We start from the raw sequence: 18417 nt of genomic DNA on the forward strand, positions 1-18417 counted from the left end.
GTGTCTGCGCAACGCGCCAGACGCACTTCCATACGGGATACATTCCCTGGCTGACGCTATCTTCCCGGCTGGCAAGTTTTGGCTTAATAAGACCTGTCGCAAACCGGTCTTATATGTCCCGAGTGCGGATAAAAGGGGGCAGAGGCACCGTCATCTGGCGGTATTTAGACGACAGAAAATAATGGCGAAGATAAAGACAAGTCTTAGCCAACTTTTTTTAGCGCGGATGGAAAATGAGATTTTTGTCACCCAATCAGGACAATCAGGAATGTCAGATAAAAAAGTCATTCTCATGGATGCCAGTTCATTACTCCGGACAGGCATCCAGGGGTTATTAGCAGAACACGGTTATCAGACGGCGGCACAATTCCTCACGATTGAGGCAATGCACAGCGCGTTGCCGATGTTAAATGCTGACCTGATTATTATGGAACATTTGCAACAGAGCCCCGACGTTTTCTCTCAACTGGTGCAAATAAGAAAAGCCTACCCTGATATTCAGGTTCTCATTTTTTCTTCGTCCTCCAGCGACTTTCATATTCAGTTGAGCCGACGGGCCGGTGCGGCTGGTTATTTAAATAAAAACAGCTCACTGGATAAAATTATTACCACCGTCGACAAGATTCTCTCCGGGGGATATTGCTATGGCTCGGAGCTATGGCAACACCATGCCCGGTATCCCCGGGATGCATCGCTGTTATTATCGCTGTCGCATATTGATATCTGTATTTTGCGCTATATTTCCGCGGGCTACAGCAACCAGATTATCGCCTCGATGCTTAATATGAATAACAAAAAGGTCAGCGCGTATAAGCAGCGCATCATGGCAAAATTCAATATGACTCGCCTGGCGGAACTGGTGGATCTGGCAAAACGGAATTATCTGTACTGAACGCCGCAAGACGCCCGGACGACGGCATGTCCGGGCCTGATGACATCATTCGTTGCAAAACGAATGCTCCGAAAAGAGTGATCTACCGCACATATTCCTCCCCATCTACCGAAGCGAGTGTCTACGCTTATAGGACGCCCGGAAAAACCTGTCTTTTGAACACACAACCGGAGGTCCTTATCACCATGTTCAACCAGAAGATACAGGCTACCGAGAACATCGCGTTCGGGATCGAAGAAGAGCTGCGCTACGAGACCGATCCCTGCGAGTTGAAACTGGATGAGATGATTGAGGCGGAGCCGGAGCCCGAAATGATCGAGGGGCTGCCCGCCTCCGACGCCCTGACGCCCGCTGACCGTTACCTTGAGCTGTTCGAACATGTGCAGTCAACAAGGCTGTTTGCGGACAGCAAAACCTTTCCCGACTGCGCACCGAAGATGGATCCGCTGGATATTCTGATCCGCTATCGCAAGGTAAGACGCCACCGGGATTTCGACCTGCGCCAGTTCGTAGAGAATCACTTCTGGCTGCCCGAAACCTACAGCACGGAATATGTGTCCGACCCGGGGCTGACGCTTAAAGAGCATATCGACAGCCTGTGGCCCGTGCTGACGCGCGAGCCGCAGGACCATATTCCCTGGTCCTCCCTGCTGGCGCTGCCGCAGGCCTATATCGTCCCCGGCGGGCGATTCAGCGAGACCTACTACTGGGATTCCTACTTCTCGATGCTGGGGCTGGCCGAGAGTGGTCGTAACGACCTGCTGAAGTGTATGGCGGATAACTTCGCCTGGCTTATCGAGCGTTACGGCCATATCCCGAACGGCAACCGTACCTACTACCTCAGCCGCTCCCAGCCGCCGGTGTTTGCCCTGATGGTGGAGCTGTTTGAAGAGGACGGGGTGCGCGGTGCGAAGCGCTACCTTGAGCACCTCAAAATGGAGCACGCCTTCTGGATGGACGGCGCGGAGTCGCTGCTGCTGAATCAGGCCTATCGCAGCGCGGTGCGTATGCCGGATGGCTCATTGCTGAACCGCTACTGGGACGACCGTGACACCCCGCGCGACGAATCGTGGATTGAGGACGTGGAGACGGCCCGCCATTCCGGTCGCCCCCCCAATGAGGTGTATCGCGATCTGCGCGCGGGGGCGGCCTCCGGCTGGGATTACTCCTCCCGCTGGCTGCGCGAACCGGGCCGACTGGCCAGCATTCGCACCACGCAGTTTATCCCCATCGACCTGAACGCCTTCCTGTTCAAGCTGGAAAGCGCTATCGCCAATATCTCGGCGTCGAAAGGGGATAAAGAGACGGCAGACCTGTTCCGCCAGAAAGCCAGCGATCGCCGGGCGGCGGTAAACCGCTACCTGTGGGATGAAGAGAATGGCTGCTACCGGGATTACGACTGGCGACGCGAAGTTATGGCGCTGTTCTCTGCGGCGAGCATCGTGCCCCTGTATGTCGGAATGGCGACCCATGAGCAGGCAGAACGCTTGTCTGATGCGGTTAAATCACGTCTGCTCACCCCAGGCGGTATCCTCGCGACCGAGTACGAAACCGGCGAGCAGTGGGATAAACCCAACGGCTGGGCGCCGCTGCAGTGGATGGCCATTCAGGGCTTCAAGCAGTACGGCAACGACTCGCTGGGCGATGAGATCGCCTGGAGCTGGCTGCACACGGTGAACCATTTTTATCAGACTCACCATAAGCTGATTGAGAAGTATCACATCGCCAGCAGTACTCCACGCGAAGGGGGCGGCGGTGAGTATCCATTGCAGGATGGCTTTGGCTGGACGAATGGCGTAGTGCGGCGGTTGATTGGGTTGTATGGGGAGCCTTGAGTGGGGTGCGGTCTGGTGCCCTCACCCCGGCCCTCTCCCAAACGGTTGAGGGATCCCCATAAAATAATTCCTGCACAGACGGCCCCCTCTCCCTTGAGGGAGAGGGCTGGGGTGAGGGGGAACATACGGCTGTGGAGGTCATTCCGTTCACTTTATGTTCCTTGCTACTCTGTAACAACATGACCCGTGAACGTGCCAGGGCGGCTCAATCGCCACCGCCCTGGCGACCCGGGCTCCCGGCGGTAAATCGCCGCTTCGCGGTGCCCTCGGCTTATTCCTTCCGGCTTATCGGGGACGGGCGGATGTAACGTCCCTGTAAGGCCGCCCTCTCGGCGCATCCATGCGCCTCGCCCCGGCCTGCAGGAAACGCCTCAGCGATTTACAGCCGGACCAGGGCATCGCTGAACGCCCTCAGTCATTCTGAGAGCAACGTTATTGCTTCTGTTTATGAATTACCGGGGAGCCCTCAACCCACATGAAGAGGGAGATACGATCAGCGGATCACCTCATAAATGGCAGACTGAATAGCCTGCCATTTTTTTGTGCTGGCATTCGGCTGTGACTCGGCGCGGCGCGTCGCCATATCCAAATCGTGCTGCTGGCGTTTTACCACGGCAGGGACGGTGCAAAAGGCTTTCAGGTACTGTTTACGTACGGCGGTCAGCGATTCGCCATTCGCCATGGCGTGGGTGAGCGTATTGATAAACCGCCGGCACGGCTTCTCTTCCACCATGTTTTGCCGGTAGCGCAACATTAGCTCCAGCACGTCGTCATGGTTGGATGACATCGCCTCTTCGGTCCATGAGAGCTTCCAGTCCATTCCGCCCTGTAAAAAGAGCTGCGCGATACGGGTGTCGTTGCGGTTGATGGCCGAGCGGAAATTATTCTCGTCCCAGGTGATGCCCATGCGCGTCAGCGTCTCCCGCGAGGAGGGCGTTTCCCGCATCTCCTGCGGCGCAGGCGTTTCGGTGGCGGCCACCGCTGTCTCTGCTGGCGAACTGCTGGTCACCAGCCAGAACCCTCCCGCGACAATCGCAATGACCATCACGCCCACCGCGCCCCATAACACGCCGGAGATGAGCTGCTCGCGTTGTTCAGGCGTGCGCGGCGCGCGCTGGGTCGGTTTTTCAATCGTGTCACGCACTTCAAACAGATCCCCGCCGGTGACCCGATCCATTTTCTGCGCTTTCTCCCAGAAAGCATGCAGCTCGCTGGCATCCACCGCCATTAACCCGGCCGGGTTGACGCGAGTGCGCCCCTCTTCAAACGCACGCTGAACGGGACGGGTGATCTGGGTGTAGTAGTTATCCAGCAGCTGGATTTGCGCCGAGGTTAATGCTTTCTGGACGGTAAGGTTGTTGCGGATTTGGCGGATATCATCAAGGAAGGTTTGCAGCGTTTTGCGCGGTTCTACCAGCAGCGTCAGCATGGACGCATCGCTGAACAGCGACGCGTAATAGCGGCTGTACTCTTTTTTATCCACCAGCATCTGGGCCAGCTCGCTGAACATCATTCCGCTCAGCACGTCGTTGATGTCACCCAGCTTCAGCCAGCGCCGCACGCGGTCCGCGTTAAACAGGGTCTTAAGATGGTTATTCAGCCGCACCTGATCGGGCCACGCCTGCTGAATAAGCCCTTTAATCATCAGCTCAATCGCACGCACCTGCTTGTGTGCCTGCTGCTGTTGAAGCTCACTGCCGGGCGCCAGTTCGGTACTGTATGTCAGGAGCGGTTGTTGCAGACGAAGATGCTCCAGCGCGGTGACAAACCGCATCGCCGCAATGAGCTGATTTTCACTGACATCCTGCCCGCTTTCGTACTGAGGAACGCGCTGCTGCAGCAGGCGCAGTTGCAGGGTAAATTCCGACATCTCAGCATCGTTCAGGTTGAGCTTCTTCGCCACGGCGCCCCACCCGCCCAGGCCTAAACGCGCGCTGTCCAGCTGCTCCAGGAACCAGCGTGGATCTTTTCCCTCAGAAACATGTACATTCAGGAGAAGCAATATTTCCACTGAGGCCTGACGAATGACCGCCAGACAGTGTTCAAACTGTTCGCGGATATGGTGTGATGTGCTGAGCGTCATTGTTTTCCTTAAAAGACCACGAAGACATCCAAAAGGGGCCCGGAACGGCCGTTTTTCTTTTTATTTATACGAGGTTAACCATACCTGACTTTCTGTTGAAATAAAGTGACAGCACCAAAATCATTGACATTGTTTCAGGAGAATCTGAATGCCTCAGTTAACAACATCGCGTCTTACCTGCTCACCGTTACAGGAAGATGACTGGCCCTTTTTCCTGGCGCTACAGCAAGACCCGGATGTGATGCGTTTTGTCGCGCAGGATCGCACTGTGGCGGACATTCGTGACGCCTTTGATTCCCGGCTGACGCCGTGGACACCCGGCAGCGCGCACTGGCTCTGCCTCGTGGTTCGCGATAACGCCAGCCAGACTCCGCTGGGGGTGACCGGCTACCAACACCACGAAGCGGATTGCGTCGAAGTCGGTTTCCTTTTCGCCCCCGCGGCTCAGGGGAAAGGTTACGGCTATGAATCCCTGCAGGCACTCTGTGATTATGCCTTCCACCAGGGGGGGATCCGCCGCCTCACCGCCACCGTCACGGCAGGGAATATCGCCTCCCGGCGTCTGCTGGAAAAAGCCCGCTTCCGGCTGGAGGGTGAGCTGCGTGAGAGCTATTACCTTGGCGGCCACTGGCATAATGACTGGCTGTTTGGTTTATTGCAGCGCGACTATCTGGAAAATAACGGTTGAGCAACGGCCATTTGGCGGATATGTCTCGTGGCGCATTTCCTCTACAGTGATGTCTGAAAGAGGAAAATACCATGTTAAAGCTATCTTCTGCTGCCGTTGAATTAATTAAAAAACAGCAAGGACTGTCCCTGGAAAAATATCGTGACGAGCGCGGTACAGGGGTCATTGGATATGGTCATGTCATTCAGCAATGGGAGAAATTCCATCGCCTTATTACCGTTGCTGAAGCAGAGCGCTTGTTAGATAACGATATTCAGATCTATGAGATGTTAATTCAGGAAAATATTACTCAGCCATTAACACAACACCAGCATGATGCGCTGGTGTTGTTGATGTTCAGTTTTAGTCACACACCTTGCCCGATAAATGCCATCGCTCAGGCGGTGAGCCGGGTATAGCACATCGCGGCCTGCGTGCGATTTTTTACATCCAGCCGCCGGAAGAGCAACTCCAGATGGGCCTTCACCGTTGCCGCACTGATATTCAGCGTGCGGCCAATTTCTTTATTCGACTCCCCGGCGGCGAGTAACTTCAGCACTTCACGCTGGCGCTCGCTTAAGGATAACAACGTCTGGTGAGACGCCTGCTGCGTCAGCCACTCGCCGGGAAAACAGACCATCCCTCTGGAGACCGAATCCAGCACCGCGCAAAACCGCTCTGCAGACGCGTTGCGGGGAACAATTGCCATTACGTTGCACTGCAACAGCTGTTTTGCCCACCGGGGCTCTTTTTTCGCCAGTACCATCACCACACGTATCGCAGGGAAACGCGTGATAATGTCTTCCAGAAATGTGATGCCCTCGTGATGAATTAACTCTCCGTCAATCATGACGATAGCGGACGGTGACGCGGACAACTGCGCCCGTAATTCATCTGCCTGACGGGTCCCTGTCATATTTATTTCCGGCATTACCTTCCGCAGACTGTTTATCGCTCCATGAATAAATATCGACTGCCTGTCAAACATGATTACTCGCATCGTTTTTCTCCCTCTGAGAATCGCGAGGGGGGATTGTATAGAGGCGTTATTTGAGAAAAAACTCAATGAATGGAGACGTTACAAATTCACCGCCGATGTTTATATCTGCCCGTATCCGGACACACTCTGCTTAAGGATTTCCTTAAGGGGTTCCGTCCCCTCAGGAAGATGCATTACAGGAACATCCCACCAGACACTTCAATACGTTGCGCATTCATCCAGCCCAGTTTATCGCTGAGCAGCGCCGCGATGGCATCACCAATATCATCCGGCAGGCCAACCCGTCCCAGCGCCGTTTGCGACGCCAGCATCTGATTAAGCTGCGCGTCATCGCGTACGTGTCCGCCGCCAAAATCGGTTTCAATTGCCCCCGGCGCGATGATATTGACGGAGATCCCGCGCGCGCCCAGCTCTTTGGCCTGATAGCGGGTCAGCACTTCCATCGCCCCCTTCATTGCCGCGTAGGTCGCGGAGCCTGGCTGAGTAAAACGGGCCAGTCCGCTGGAGACGTTGAGGATCCGTCCGCCATCATTCAGCAAAGGCAGCAGGCGCTGGGTCAGGAAAAATGGCCCTTTGAAATGAACATTCATTACCTCATCGAACTGCGCTTCTGTCGTCCCGGTATAGGGGGCGTATAAACCCGTTCCGGCATTGTTCAATAAATAATCAAAGGTATCACGCTGCCAGACGGTTCTCAGGGTTTCCTGCAGCTGTTGGGCAAAATGCTCAAAACCTGTGATATCACCGACGTTGAGCTGTAATGCCGCCGCGTTAATGCCTTTTTCCTGAATTTCACGCACCACATCCAGCGCGTCCTGCTGATTGTGATGATAAGTCAGGATGATTCCTGTTCCCGCTGCTGCCAGCTTCAGAGCCGCGTTTTTACCCAGACCACGGCTGCCACCGGTCACTAATGCGATACGTTCAGTCATAAGAAACCTCATTTCGGTTATCAGGGAGATTGAGAAAGAGCTTATTAGCTGATAGAAGATCAATAAAGACAGGCTAGCGCGCTTCACTGTTTCATTCTCAACAACAATGAGCGATACCGATGGATAAAATTCACGCAATGCAGCTGTTTGTTCGTGTCGCGGAACTGGAGAGCTTTTCCCGGGCAGCGGAGACGCTGACCCTGCCGAGAGGCAGCGTTTCGCGCCAGATTCAGGCGCTGGAAAACCGGCTGGGCACCCAGCTGTTGCACCGCACCACGCGCCGCGTCAGCCTCACCCAGGACGGCATGGTCTATTACGAACGGGCAAAAGATCTGCTGTCGAACCTCGATGAACTGGACGGCATGTTCCAGCACGATCCCTCCAGCATCAGCGGGCGGCTACGCGTCGATATGCCGGTGGGCGTTGCACGAAATTTAGTCATCCCAAAACTGCCTGCGTTTCTGCAGCAGTATCCGGGTATTGAACTGGAGCTCAGCAGCAGCGATCGTCTGGTGGATGTGATCCGCGAAGGGTTTGACTGCGTGGTGCGCGTCGGCACGTTGAAGGATTCAGGGCTTATCGCCCGCCCGCTGGGCAAGCTTTCGGTGATTAACTGTGCCAGCCCGGATTATCTGACGCGGTTTGGTTATCCGGAAACGCTCGACGACCTGGCCTCACACGCGGTGATCCACTACGCCGCGATGCTGGGTTCGCGCCCGCAAGGCTTTGAGTTTTATAACGGCAGCGCGACCCAGTGGGTTAAAACGGGCGGGGTCTTGACGGTCAACAGTACAGAGACCTACCATGCCGCCTGTATCGCCGGGCTGGGTATTATTCAGGTTCCCCGCGTGGGCGTACGTGATTCTCTACGCACGAAAAAGCTGATTGAAGTGCTGCCGCAGTACCGGGCGGAACCCATGCCGGTTTCCCTGATCTACCCCCACCGCCGTAACCTCTCCCGCCGGGTGCACCTGTTTATGGAGTGGCTTACGGAAATCACAAAAGCTTACGTGGATTAGTCGCAAGCTATAATTCAATGACATCCAGCCAAACGAAAAGGAAAAAACGCGTGACGCCGGAAAATAACCCGCAACGACCCACTCAACAATTAGATTACGATCCCATCAAGAAGATGGAGACCGGGCCCGAAGAGCCCGGCACACCCGGCAAAGCCAGCAAAGCGCTGGGGACGGTCACCACGCTGGCGGAGAAAATTCAGCAGATCCCCGTGATTGCGCACCTGATACGCGCCGCGGAACGTTTCAACGACCGGATGGGGAATCAGTTTGGTGCAGCGATTACCTATTTTTCCTTTTTGTCGATGATCCCGATCCTGATGGTCTCGTTCGCGGCAGCCGGTTTTGTGCTCGCGTCTCACCCGACGCTGCTGCAGGATATTTTCAATAAGATCCTGAATAACGTCAGTGACCCGACCCTCGCCACCACGCTAAAAAGCACCATCAATACTGCCGTGCAGCAGCGCACCACGGTGGGTATTGTCGGTTTGCTGATTGCGCTCTATTCCGGCGTGAACTGGATGGGTAACCTGCGCGAGGCCATTCGCGCCCAGTCGCGCGAGGTGTGGGAGCGTAAGCCTCAGGATCAGGAGAAAATTTGGGTTAAGTATTTCCGCGATTTTGTTTCGCTGATTGGTCTGCTGGTGGCGCTGGTCGTCACGCTCTCCATTACCTCGGTCGCCGGTTCCGCGCAGCAGATGATTATCTCCGCGCTCTATCTTGATTACATCGACTGGCTCAAGCCTGCGTGGCGCGGCATCGGGCTGGCGATCTCCATTTTCGCCAACTACCTGCTGTTCTTCTGGATCTTCTGGCGCTTGCCGCGTCATCGCCCGCGCAAGAAAGCACTGATCCGAGGAACACTGCTCGCGGCGATAGGCTTTGAGGTGATTAAAATCGTGATGACGTATACCCTGCCGTCACTGGTGAAATCCCCTTCTGGCGCCGCGTTTGGCTCGGTTCTGGGGCTGATGGCGTTCTTCTACTTCTTCGCCCGCCTGACCCTGTTCTGTGCGGCGTGGATCGCCACCGCCGAATACAAAGGCGACACGCGCATGCCGGGGAAAACACACCGCTAACCCCCCTTTCGGGCTGAAAGTTTCAGCCCGATTCATCATTTCAGCATATATATCCAGTCCGTAACTTTTATTTAACTGAAAACCAGTTTTATCCACTAATATTTAAAATCCGTGAAGCATTTCATAGAAGTGTTTTGGCTGGGCTGAACATTATCCGCTTTTTGTTGCTTTTATCACCGGTTCGCCGTTTTGTTACAGATTGAAATGTCGCTTTTGCTGTGCGTAATATGGCCTTTCGTCCGACAAAAAATAAGAAAATATTATGCAAGCAACCGCCACAACACTCGATTCCGGGAGCGAAAACGTTCCGGTCAACTCACGCAATAAAGTCGTCGTCGCCTCGCTGATTGGCACCGCCATCGAGTTCTTCGACTTTTACATTTACGCCACCGCAGCGGTTATTGTCTTCCCGCATATCTTCTTCCCGCAGGGCGACCCGACGGCGGCCACACTGCAGTCTCTGGCAACCTTTGCTATCGCCTTCGTCGCGCGTCCGATTGGCTCGGCGCTGTTTGGTCATTTTGGCGATCGCATCGGGCGTAAAGTGACGCTGGTGGCTTCGTTGCTGACGATGGGCATTTCCACCGTCGCCATCGGCCTGCTGCCTACCTACGAGAGTATTGGCATTCTGGCACCGGTGCTGCTGGCGCTGGCACGTTTTGGCCAGGGTCTGGGTCTGGGCGGCGAATGGGGCGGCGCGGCGCTGTTGGCGACCGAGAACGCACCGGCGCGTAAGCGTGCGCTGTATGGTTCCTTCCCGCAGCTTGGCGCACCGATTGGCTTCTTCTTTGCGAACGGCACCTTCCTGCTGCTCTCCTGGCTGCTGACGGATGAACAGTTCATGAGCTGGGGCTGGCGTATTCCGTTCGTCTTCTCTGCCGTACTGGTGCTGATTGGCCTGTATGTTCGCGTTTCTCTGCACGAAACCCCGGTGTTCGCGAAAGTGGCGGCGGCGAAAAAACAGGTAAAAGTGCCGCTGGGCACGCTGCTGACCAAACATGTCCGCGTGACCGTGCTGGGCACGTTTATCATGCTGGCCACCTATACGCTGTTCTATATCATGACCGTCTACTCCATGACGTACAGCACCGCTGCCGCGCCGGTTGGGCTGGGCCTGCCGCGTAATGAAGTGCTGTGGATGCTGATGATGGCGGTGATTGGGTTTGGCGTCATGGTGCCGATTGCTGGCCTGCTGGCGGATAAATTTGGCCGTCGCTCCAGCATGATTACCATCACGACGCTTATCATTCTGTTCGCCCTGTTTGTCTTCCCGCCGCTGCTCGGTTCGGGTAGCCCGGCGCTGGTGATGGCGTATCTGCTGATTGGCCTGAGCCTGATGGGGTTAACCTTCGGTCCGATGGGCGCGCTGCTGCCAGAGCTGTTCCCGACGGAAGTGCGTTATACCGGCGCGTCATTCTCCTATAACGTCTCTTCTATTCTGGGTGCCTCCGTTGCGCCATACATCGCCACCTGGCTGCAGGCAAATTATGGCCTGTTCTACGTGGGCGTGTATCTGGCGGCCATGGCGGCACTGACGCTGATTGCGCTGCTGCTGACGCACGAGACTAAGCATCAGGCTCTGTAATTTACTGCAGCCTGATGCCCTCACCCCGGCCCTCTCCCACAGGGAGAGGGAGAAAGGGAGCTACTTCTTCATCTGCGACAAAATGTTCCGGCACTGATTGGCTTCCCCTTCTGATGGCGAAATCAGCGCCAGCAGCGCCGCAGCTGGCGTGACCAGCGTCGCGAGCGCTGCCGCCACCGCACCGCGCGCAATCAGCGGCCCGGGTTTTACCCCCGCCTGAGGATTTTTGAAGGTGCCACGCACATAAAGTGGCGAACGCAGGGTGATGATACGGATCCCCTTGCTTTCCGGGTCGATGGTTAAATCAAGCTGCTCAGAGGCCATGCTGGCGGTCCCGGTCACGTTGATCACCGCATTTTCCGTGTCGAAGGCAAAAATCTGCGGCCGCGCCACGCCGTTGACCAGATCCAGATTCGCCGCCGCGCAGTTCACCCGCACTTCATCATCACCAAAGATCTGCCCGATGATATAGTTCCCGACGTTCAGTCCCAGGATCTCCATCAGGTTGCGGCTCACCAGCCCGTCGTTCATCAGCAGCTTGAGGTTGCCGTTACTGCTCCCGAGCAGCGCCGCCACGGAGTTCCCCACCCCGCGAATGTCCGCATCGCCGTTCATTTCACCGAGGGTTTTCTGCATCAGCTCCACGTTGGGCATCAGCTCTTTCAGTTTGAGCCTGCGTGCCTGAATATCAGCCCGGCCCTGCATCGGCTTTTTATCGCCTTCCAGATGAATGTTCGAGGAGATGGTTCCGCCCGCCATACCAAATTTCAGCGGCTGCAGACGCAGGTCGGCATTTTTAAGCAGAATATGGGTTGAGAGATTGCTGATGGGTAGCGTGCTGCCATGCTCGATTTTACGCCCCTTGAAGCGCACATCCGCATCCATTACATCCCACTTGTCGGTTTCAAAGCGATCGTAGGGCAGCACTTTCCCCGCGGGCTGCAGGTCTTTTTTCACCTCTTTCGACTTCGTGCCTTTGCCGGAATCAACGCCGATCAGGGGGCCCAGATCGGCAAGCCTGAGCTGGCGGGACTCCACATCCCCTTCCAGTTTCGGGCGCGGTTTGCCGGTGGTGTAAGTCAGCGTACCGTGGATATCGCTGTCGCCGATACGGCCGTTGAAATCCCGATAGTCAAAGACAGACGATTTTTCCGTATCGATTTTGGCCACCAGATGCCCGTCCGTCTCAAACGGCGGCGTATCCGGCAGCAGCACGCCGGTGAGTTCATACAGTTCGCCCAGCGAATCTCCGGCAAACTTGAGCTGCAAATCAACCCCGCCCATGTTCATGGGGTCGTTGACCGTACCGGTAAAGGCGACTCGCGTGTTGCCGGAGCGGAAGTCCGCCTGCACCGGGAACGGGGTACCTGCGCTTCGCAGCGCCAGCATGCCGCCAATTTTACCGGTGCCGGTTAACGGTTGTCCGTTGTAGCGTCCGCTAGCCCGCAGGCCAAAAACGTAATCGCCCGCGCTGGCGTTATCCCCTTTCGCTTTAGTGCCGGTCACTTCGCTAAACGGCAGCGGTTTGCCCAGCGGATCGACCAGGATCTCCACATCAGCCTTGCTAACCTTATCGTCGATGGCGATCCGTCCGCGATCGAAAAGAATGTTATCGAGACGGAATGACCACGAAGAGGGCTGGGCGTTGGGATCTTTCTCGCCGCTGCTGGCGAGGTTAAATGTCCAGTTGTTGTTTTTTTCCGAGAGGCGGATCAGGCGAGCATCGGGCTGCTGAAGCTTGATCCACGGCAGGTAGACCGTTTTCGTAAGCAGCGCTAACGGCGCCAGCGTGGCTTCAACCCGCGGGAGATGCACCATGGTGACGGCAGGAATATCCGGCGGGTTACCCAGAATGATGTCGTCGGCGTGAACGTGCGGCCACGGGATCCAGCTTCGCCAGCCGGTCTCCTCCTTCTGACGTTCCCACACCACGCCTAAATCACCGCGTATCGCGAAGGGGCGGTTCAGTTCGGTTGAGACTTTCTGGTTGATGGTCGGCTTAAGGCGGTTCCAGTCGAATGTCGCAATAACGATGATAGCGACCACGATCAACAACAAGAAAATCCCTGCTGTCCAGGAGATTACCCTGGTTGTTTTAGTCATTTTGATCCCCTTTTCCTGATGACCTGTCCTGTAAAACTATAGTCCAGACAAAGGGAAACGGGCGGTTCAGAGGTGTGTTATCACGGTGTCGAGGGTATCCATGGGAACCGGACGCGAGAGGTAATAGCCTTGCGCGGCGGCGGCAGGTGAGTTTTGCACATCGCGCCACTCTTCCAGCGTTTCCACACCTTCCACAATGACCCCTTTGCAGTAGCGGTTCATCAGCTGCAATAACAGCGTAAACAGATTCCGCCCTTCCGGGGTCTGGCGCAGCATAATGAACAGATCGCGGGCCACTTTGATGTAGTCGTATCGCACCTCGCTGAGGGCGGAGAAGTTCGCCATGCCGGTGCCAAAGTCATCCAGCCACAGGGGGCCAAATTCACACATCGAGGCAAAAGAAGATTCCTGCGGCAGGCGGACATGCTCCACCAGTTCAAAGCGCATCCACGGCAGGGTGGCGATAAGCTCCTGCAGGTTCGCATTCTGGCGCAGCGCCAGCAGGGTTGGGCCATCCACGTTGACCGAGGCCAGAATATCGTGCTGTTCGAAAAAAGCCTGTTTCGTTGCCAGCATACGCAACTGCTCTTCCAGCACGTCCAGACGCTGGCGAACGGCAACTTCGGCGAAATAGCGGTCCGGCGCGATACGCTGTGAAGGGTTTGAGGGGTGCGTAACGACCGTCAAAATTTCAATCGCCATCAGTCGACCGTCGGTACGATAGATTGGCTGATAGGTGTACGCACGCTCACATTGCAGCCAGTAGCGATGCTCCTGCAAGTTCTCAATACTTGCCTCAGGCGTAGTGCTCAGCCGCTGGATAACCTGCTCTGACTTCATTTCAGATGTCCTGTTGTTGGGATGGCCTTTCTGGACTCGTCACTGGGTTATCGGCGCAACAATTGAGAACTTTATGTTCAATTCACCGGGAAAATGAAATTAAGATGACAGAAATTAACAGGAACCCGCGCTGGCTCAAAAAAAATAATGGAACGTCGTTTTAATATAGTTGACCGCATAATTCACACAGCGCACACTACCTTTAATTACTCTGTTCAGGTTCATGATTATGTCCAAAAAAATTGCCGTCATTGGCGAATGCATGATTGAGCTGTCACAAAAAGGCGCGGACGTTAGCCGCGGTTTTGGTGGCGATACCCTAAACACCTCCGTTTATATTGCCCGCCAGGTGCCGCCTGAGGCGCTCACCGTGAATTACGTGACCGCGCTGGGTACGGACAGTTTCAGCCAGCAAATGCTGGATGCCTGGCAGAGCGAACACATTGATACCTCGCTGATTCAGCGCATGGAAAACCGCCTGCCGGGTTTGTATTACATCGAGACCGATGACACCGGCGAGCGCACCTTCTACTACTGGCGCAACGAAGCCGCGGCCAAATACTGGCTGGAGAGCGACGGCGCAGACGCCATTTGCGAAACGCTGGCGACGTTTGATTATCTCTATCTGAGCGGGATTAGCCTCGCCATCTTAAGCCCGACCAGTCGTGAAAAGCTGCTGTCGCTGCTGCGCGAATGCCGCGCCAATGGCGGCAAGGTCATTTTTGATAACAACTACCGTCCGCGCCTGTGGGCCAGCCGGGAAGAGACGCAGCAGGTTTATCAGCAGATGCTGCAGTGCACCGATATCGCGTTCCTGACGCTCGACGATGAAGATGCTCTGTGGGGCGAGAAGCCGGTTGATGAGGTGATCGCACGCACCCAGGCCGCTGGCGTGAGCGAAGTGGTGATTAAGCGTGGTGCGGCGTCGTGCCTGGTGGCGGTGGCAGGTGACGCGGTGATTGACGTCCCGGCGGTGAAACTGGCGAAGGACAAAGTGGTAGATACTACAGCAGCGGGGGATTCCTTCAGCGCGGGGTATCTGGCAGTGCGTCTGACGGGCGGAACGCCTGAAGCGGCAGCACAGCGCGGACACCTGACAGCCAGTAAGGTGATCCAGTATCGCGGGGCGATTATTCCGCGTGAGGCGATGCCTGCTTAAATAGGGTGCGGGCTGATGCCCTCACCCTGACCCTCTCCCACCGGGAGAGGGAAATTTTTAGGATTACTACCCCTGCGGAATATCCGTCGCGTCCTGATGCAGATCATCAGACGTTGCCGCCTGGGTTGGTTGCGGCGCGGCGGTCATGATTGAATCCCATGTCGCCTGCAGCTCCTTCATGTTGTATTCCGGCTCGCCTTTCGGCTGCAGAAGGACTAATCCCATATCCTGCGACAGCTGCTGACGTAAATCCTGATTTAACATATCGACGGTCAGCCCATTCAGGAAGTCCTGACGGAGCTTCTGGTACTGCTCCGGCGCGATGTCCACCACCTGATTCTGCAACGAGCGAATACGCTGGCTGATCAGGATATCCGTATCGGCGCGGGCATAGGTGGCAAACAGCTTCTGCAGTTCGAGTTTTTTCTGCGCCACCAGCGCGTTGAACTCATCTTCTGACAGCCCCTCTTTGCGCACTTTTGCCAGCTCTTTCGCCACCACGCCCAGATTGGCATTCAGCTTATCGCCGGGCGATTCGATATTAATGGCGCACTGCGCGCGCTGGAACAGCACACGACAGTCAAAGCCCAGAGCAATATTCTTCACACCGTTCTTACTGAGGGTCTGCTGAACGTGCCAGAACAGCGCTTCACGCGTCAGATCGGCACGCCAGTAGCGCAACAGCGCGGCGGATTCACGGATAGGCTGCCAGGCGGTATCCCACATCATGGAGAGTCGATCCTGACGCACGGCGTCAGTGGTGATGCTGACAGGCTCGGTACGCAGCGGAGAGAGCGTCGGGACGGGGGCTGGCGTTTCACGCTTGCCTTTCAGCTCGCCAAAGGCTTTGTTAATCTGCTCTACCACCGCGCGGCTGTCCACATTCCCGACCACGATCAACGTCATCGCGTCCGGGGTGTACCATTTCTGATAGAACGATTTTACCTGTTCGGCATCCACCGGCTGTTTCAGTGGCTCTGCCGGATCGTGTCCAAGCAGCGCTGAGCCTTTCAGGCGATAGCGCCACCAGCCCTCTTTGGTGTCTGTCGGCCAGGTCGCGACCATATCGCTGTTGCGCAACGCATAATTGACGGTTTCCGGCGTAATCGCCAGATTGCCGGTGGCATCGGAGAGATACGTAAGCGCTTCTTTAAGCAGATCGTTGCGGTTATTCGGCAGGCTCAGGTTAAACATGGTGTAGTCATATGACACAACGGCCGGCGGCAATGGACGCTTCGGGTCGATGCCCTGCTGCCAGAGCGAACGCACCTGAACAGCCTGTAAACTGCCGCTCTGGGTGAGCGCCAGTCGGGGAATAAAATGGCTAAAGCCGGTCTGCTGGGTGCTTTCAGTGAGGGAGCCGGTATTCACAGACAGACGGATTTCAATACGATCGCTGGGACGCTGCGGTGTGGCTAACACCTGCCACTGAAAACCATTCGCCAGGGTCCCTTGTTGCCAGGCCGGGTCTGGCTGGAGCGCATCTGCCTGCACATAACTGGCTGCTGCCATCATCAGCAAACCGCCGGTTAAGAGTCGAATTTTTGTGCCCTGCATGTGAACCCCTGATCAACATTCCTGGTTAAAAAGAGTGTCTCGCGACGCGCTTCACTCTAAAAGATGACGATGAAAACACGTCGATTAGACCGCGCGTTCGGCAAAACGTCACGGTGAGAAGTGCAATATACCCAAAAAAAATCTTGTCGAATTATGACAGGTACGAACAGTTATTATGCGCAGGAGCCCGCATTCCGACAAGGGAATGCGGGTATTTAGCGGAAAATCAGGAGGATAAACCCGGGTTTTTACTATCAGAAGAGCGATTATTCAGCGTATCGTCGAGCTTTTTGTGATCCAGCTCTTTAACCCATTTTGCCACCACAACCGTCGCCACGCCGTTACCCACCAGGTTGGTTAACGCACGCGCCTCAGACATAAAGCGGTCAATACCGAGAATCAACGCCAGACCCGCCACCGGCAGATGCCCTACCGCGGAAATGGTTGCCGCCAGCACGATAAAGCCACTGCCCGTTACGCCCGCCGCCCCTTTCGATGAGAGCAACAGCACCACCAGCAGGGTGATCTGATGGAAGATATCCATATGGCTGTTGGTCGCCTGCGCGATAAACACTGCCGCCATGGTCAGGTATATCGAGGTGCCGTCGAGGTTAAAGGAGTAACCCGTCGGGATCACCAGCCCCACCACTGATTTACGACAGCCCAGCTTCTCCATCTTATCGAGCATACGCGGCAACGCCGACTCAGAGGAGGAGGTCCCCAGCACAATCAGCAGCTCTTCGCGGATATAGCGGATAAATTTGAAGATGCTGAAACCGGCCGCGCGGGCAATAGAACCCAGCACCACCACCACAAACAGAATACAGGTGATATAGAAGCAGATGATCAGCTGGCCGAGCTGTACCAGCGTGCCGACGCCGTATTTCCCGATGGTGAACGCCATTGCCCCGAAGGCACCAATCGGCGCCAGACGCATGATCATGTTGATGATGCCGAAGATGACCTGCGAGAAGCTTTCAATAACGTTAAAGATCAGCTGGCCTTTGCTGCCCAGACGATGCAGGGCAAAACCAAACATGACGGCGAACAGCAGCACCTGCAGGATGTTGCCGCTGGCAAACGCCCCGATCACGCTGCCGGGAATGACATCCAGCAGGAAGGCGACCACGCCCTGATCTTTCGCCTGCTCGGCGTAGACCGCCACCGCTTTGGCATCCAGCGTCGACGGGTCGACGTTCATACCTGCGCCAGGCTGCACCACGTTAACAATGATCAGACCGATAATCAGAGCCAGGGTACTGACCACTTCGAAATAGAGAAGCGCCACAGCACCGGTACGCCCTACCGCCTTCATGCTTTCCATGCCAGCGATACCGGTCACTACCGTACAGAAGATCACCGGGGCGATAACCATTTTAATGAGCTTAACGAACGCGTCGCCAAGCGGTTTCATCTGCGCGCCCAGTTCAGGGTAGTAGTGCCCCAGTAAAATACCGATTGCGATGGCTGTCAGGACCTGAAAGTAAAGACTTTTGAAGAGTGAGGTTTTCATAGAATGTCCTTGGGAAGAAAAACCACAGGCTTTGTAAGGTTATGGTTAACCTGCGGCTCTAAAATAACACCCGCATAACAGGACAGAAATAAACTCAGTTCAAATTTGAAACACAAATGTTAAGAACTTTGAGCTGGCTCGCACAAGCCAGCAACA

The 18417-nt window shown here is 55.7% G+C and carries 15 protein-coding genes; 8 read left to right on the plus strand and 7 right to left on the minus strand.

Annotated features, from left to right (window positions below):
* The first annotated feature begins 181 nt into the window (after window positions 1–181).
* A complete protein-coding gene (locus ACTJJI_RS20035) occupies window positions 182–892 on the plus strand; it encodes a response regulator transcription factor (RefSeq protein WP_225738759.1) in 711 nt (236 codons plus the stop codon).
* A gap of 185 nt (window positions 893–1077) precedes the next feature.
* Window positions 1078–2727 (plus strand): alpha,alpha-trehalase, encoded by a 1650-nt coding sequence (locus ACTJJI_RS20040; protein WP_014833658.1) that lies wholly within the window; start codon window positions 1078–1080, stop codon window positions 2725–2727.
* Window positions 2728–3220: 493 nt separating this feature from the next.
* Here the strand turns inward: ACTJJI_RS20040 and ACTJJI_RS20045 are convergent, their stop codons facing one another.
* The gene (locus ACTJJI_RS20045) at window positions 3221–4810 is read right to left on the minus strand and encodes an STY4199 family HEPN domain-containing protein (RefSeq protein ID WP_014833659.1); all 1590 of its coding nucleotides are present in this window, start codon (window positions 4808–4810) and stop codon (window positions 3221–3223) included.
* Window positions 4811–4958: 148 nt separating this feature from the next.
* Here ACTJJI_RS20045 and ACTJJI_RS20050 point away from each other — a divergent pair, with 148 nt between their 5' ends.
* Window positions 4959–5498, plus strand: a complete 540-nt coding sequence (locus ACTJJI_RS20050; protein WP_192544987.1) for a GNAT family N-acetyltransferase — start codon at window positions 4959–4961, stop codon at window positions 5496–5498.
* A gap of 71 nt (window positions 5499–5569) precedes the next feature.
* Window positions 5570–5896, plus strand: a complete 327-nt coding sequence (locus tag ACTJJI_RS20055; protein ID WP_014833661.1) for a lysozyme — start codon at window positions 5570–5572, stop codon at window positions 5894–5896.
* Here the strand turns inward: ACTJJI_RS20055 and ACTJJI_RS20060 are convergent.
* Together ACTJJI_RS20060 and ACTJJI_RS20065 are read right to left on the minus strand one after the other, a co-directional pair.
* A complete protein-coding gene (locus ACTJJI_RS20060; RefSeq protein WP_323282914.1) occupies window positions 5875–6477 on the minus strand; it encodes a response regulator transcription factor in 603 nt (200 codons plus the stop codon). The two genes, ACTJJI_RS20055 and ACTJJI_RS20060, sit on opposite strands and share 22 nt — an antisense overlap.
* A gap of 173 nt (window positions 6478–6650) precedes the next feature.
* On the minus strand, window positions 6651–7409 hold the full coding sequence (locus tag ACTJJI_RS20065; RefSeq protein ID WP_182380966.1) for an SDR family NAD(P)-dependent oxidoreductase: 759 nt from the start codon (window positions 7407–7409) through the stop codon (window positions 6651–6653).
* A 119-nt stretch (window positions 7410–7528) separates the two neighbouring features.
* Between ACTJJI_RS20065 and ACTJJI_RS20070 the strand changes: the two genes are divergently transcribed.
* The 3 genes from ACTJJI_RS20070 (at window position 7529) to ACTJJI_RS20080 (ending at window position 11089) form a co-directional block, all read left to right on the plus strand.
* Window positions 7529–8428, plus strand: a complete 900-nt coding sequence (locus tag ACTJJI_RS20070) for a LysR family transcriptional regulator (protein ID WP_014833664.1) — start codon at window positions 7529–7531, stop codon at window positions 8426–8428.
* A gap of 50 nt (window positions 8429–8478) precedes the next feature.
* Window positions 8479–9504, plus strand: a complete 1026-nt coding sequence (gene yhjD / locus ACTJJI_RS20075) for an inner membrane protein YhjD (protein WP_014833665.1) — start codon at window positions 8479–8481, stop codon at window positions 9502–9504.
* 262 nt (window positions 9505–9766) lie between these two features.
* Entirely contained in the window at window positions 9767–11089 is a 1323-nt protein-coding gene (locus ACTJJI_RS20080) for an MFS transporter (RefSeq protein WP_014833666.1), read from the plus strand.
* 60 nt (window positions 11090–11149) lie between these two features.
* Here the strand turns inward: ACTJJI_RS20080 and ACTJJI_RS20085 are convergent, their stop codons facing one another.
* Window positions 11150–13192, minus strand: a complete 2043-nt coding sequence (locus tag ACTJJI_RS20085) for an AsmA family protein (protein WP_063412846.1) — start codon at window positions 13190–13192, stop codon at window positions 11150–11152.
* 66 nt (window positions 13193–13258) lie between these two features.
* A complete protein-coding gene (gene pdeH / locus ACTJJI_RS20090; RefSeq protein ID WP_014833668.1) occupies window positions 13259–14032 on the minus strand; it encodes a cyclic-guanylate-specific phosphodiesterase in 774 nt (257 codons plus the stop codon).
* Window positions 14033–14261: 229 nt separating this feature from the next.
* On the opposite strand from pdeH, the gene ACTJJI_RS20095 reads away from it, so the two are divergent.
* Window positions 14262–15191: a sugar kinase gene (locus tag ACTJJI_RS20095; protein WP_440655321.1), complete on the plus strand. Its 930-nt coding sequence runs from the start codon at window positions 14262–14264 to the stop codon at window positions 15189–15191.
* 66 nt (window positions 15192–15257) lie between these two features.
* On the opposite strand, the gene ACTJJI_RS20100 is transcribed toward ACTJJI_RS20095, so the two are convergent.
* Both ACTJJI_RS20100 and ACTJJI_RS20105 read right to left on the minus strand, forming a co-directional pair.
* Window positions 15258–16748 (minus strand): M16 family metallopeptidase, encoded by a 1491-nt coding sequence (locus tag ACTJJI_RS20100; RefSeq protein WP_440655323.1) that lies wholly within the window; start codon window positions 16746–16748, stop codon window positions 15258–15260.
* Window positions 16749–16974: 226 nt separating this feature from the next.
* The gene (locus ACTJJI_RS20105; protein WP_013099213.1) at window positions 16975–18261 is read right to left on the minus strand and encodes a dicarboxylate/amino acid:cation symporter; all 1287 of its coding nucleotides are present in this window, start codon (window positions 18259–18261) and stop codon (window positions 16975–16977) included.
* Window positions 18262–18417 lie beyond the last annotated feature (156 nt).

Origin of the sequence: Enterobacter sp. 22466 (assembly GCF_052044775.1) — a bacterium.
Classification (GTDB): domain Bacteria; phylum Pseudomonadota; class Gammaproteobacteria; order Enterobacterales; family Enterobacteriaceae; genus Enterobacter; species Enterobacter dissolvens.

Coding starts and splice junctions, on each gene's coding strand:
- ACTJJI_RS20035 (WP_225738759.1), top strand. CDS start 182: ATGGCGAAGATAAAGACAAGTCTTAGCCAACTTTTTTTAGCGCGGATG.
- ACTJJI_RS20040 (WP_014833658.1), top strand. CDS start 1,078: ATGTTCAACCAGAAGATACAGGCTACCGAGAACATCGCGTTCGGGATC.
- ACTJJI_RS20045 (WP_014833659.1), bottom strand. CDS start 4,810: ATGACGCTCAGCACATCACACCATATCCGCGAACAGTTTGAACACTGT.
- ACTJJI_RS20050 (WP_192544987.1), top strand. CDS start 4,959: ATGCCTCAGTTAACAACATCGCGTCTTACCTGCTCACCGTTACAGGAA.
- ACTJJI_RS20055 (WP_014833661.1), top strand. CDS start 5,570: ATGTTAAAGCTATCTTCTGCTGCCGTTGAATTAATTAAAAAACAGCAA.
- ACTJJI_RS20060 (WP_323282914.1), bottom strand. CDS start 6,477: ATGCGAGTAATCATGTTTGACAGGCAGTCGATATTTATTCATGGAGCG.
- ACTJJI_RS20065 (WP_182380966.1), bottom strand. CDS start 7,409: ATGACTGAACGTATCGCATTAGTGACCGGTGGCAGCCGTGGTCTGGGT.
- ACTJJI_RS20070 (WP_014833664.1), top strand. CDS start 7,529: ATGGATAAAATTCACGCAATGCAGCTGTTTGTTCGTGTCGCGGAACTG.
- ACTJJI_RS20080 (WP_014833666.1), top strand. CDS start 9,767: ATGCAAGCAACCGCCACAACACTCGATTCCGGGAGCGAAAACGTTCCG.
- ACTJJI_RS20085 (WP_063412846.1), bottom strand. CDS start 13,192: ATGACTAAAACAACCAGGGTAATCTCCTGGACAGCAGGGATTTTCTTG.
- pdeH (WP_014833668.1), bottom strand. CDS start 14,032: ATGAAGTCAGAGCAGGTTATCCAGCGGCTGAGCACTACGCCTGAGGCA.
- ACTJJI_RS20095 (WP_440655321.1), top strand. CDS start 14,262: ATGTCCAAAAAAATTGCCGTCATTGGCGAATGCATGATTGAGCTGTCA.
- ACTJJI_RS20100 (WP_440655323.1), bottom strand. CDS start 16,748: ATGCAGGGCACAAAAATTCGACTCTTAACCGGCGGTTTGCTGATGATG.
- ACTJJI_RS20105 (WP_013099213.1), bottom strand. CDS start 18,261: ATGAAAACCTCACTCTTCAAAAGTCTTTACTTTCAGGTCCTGACAGCC.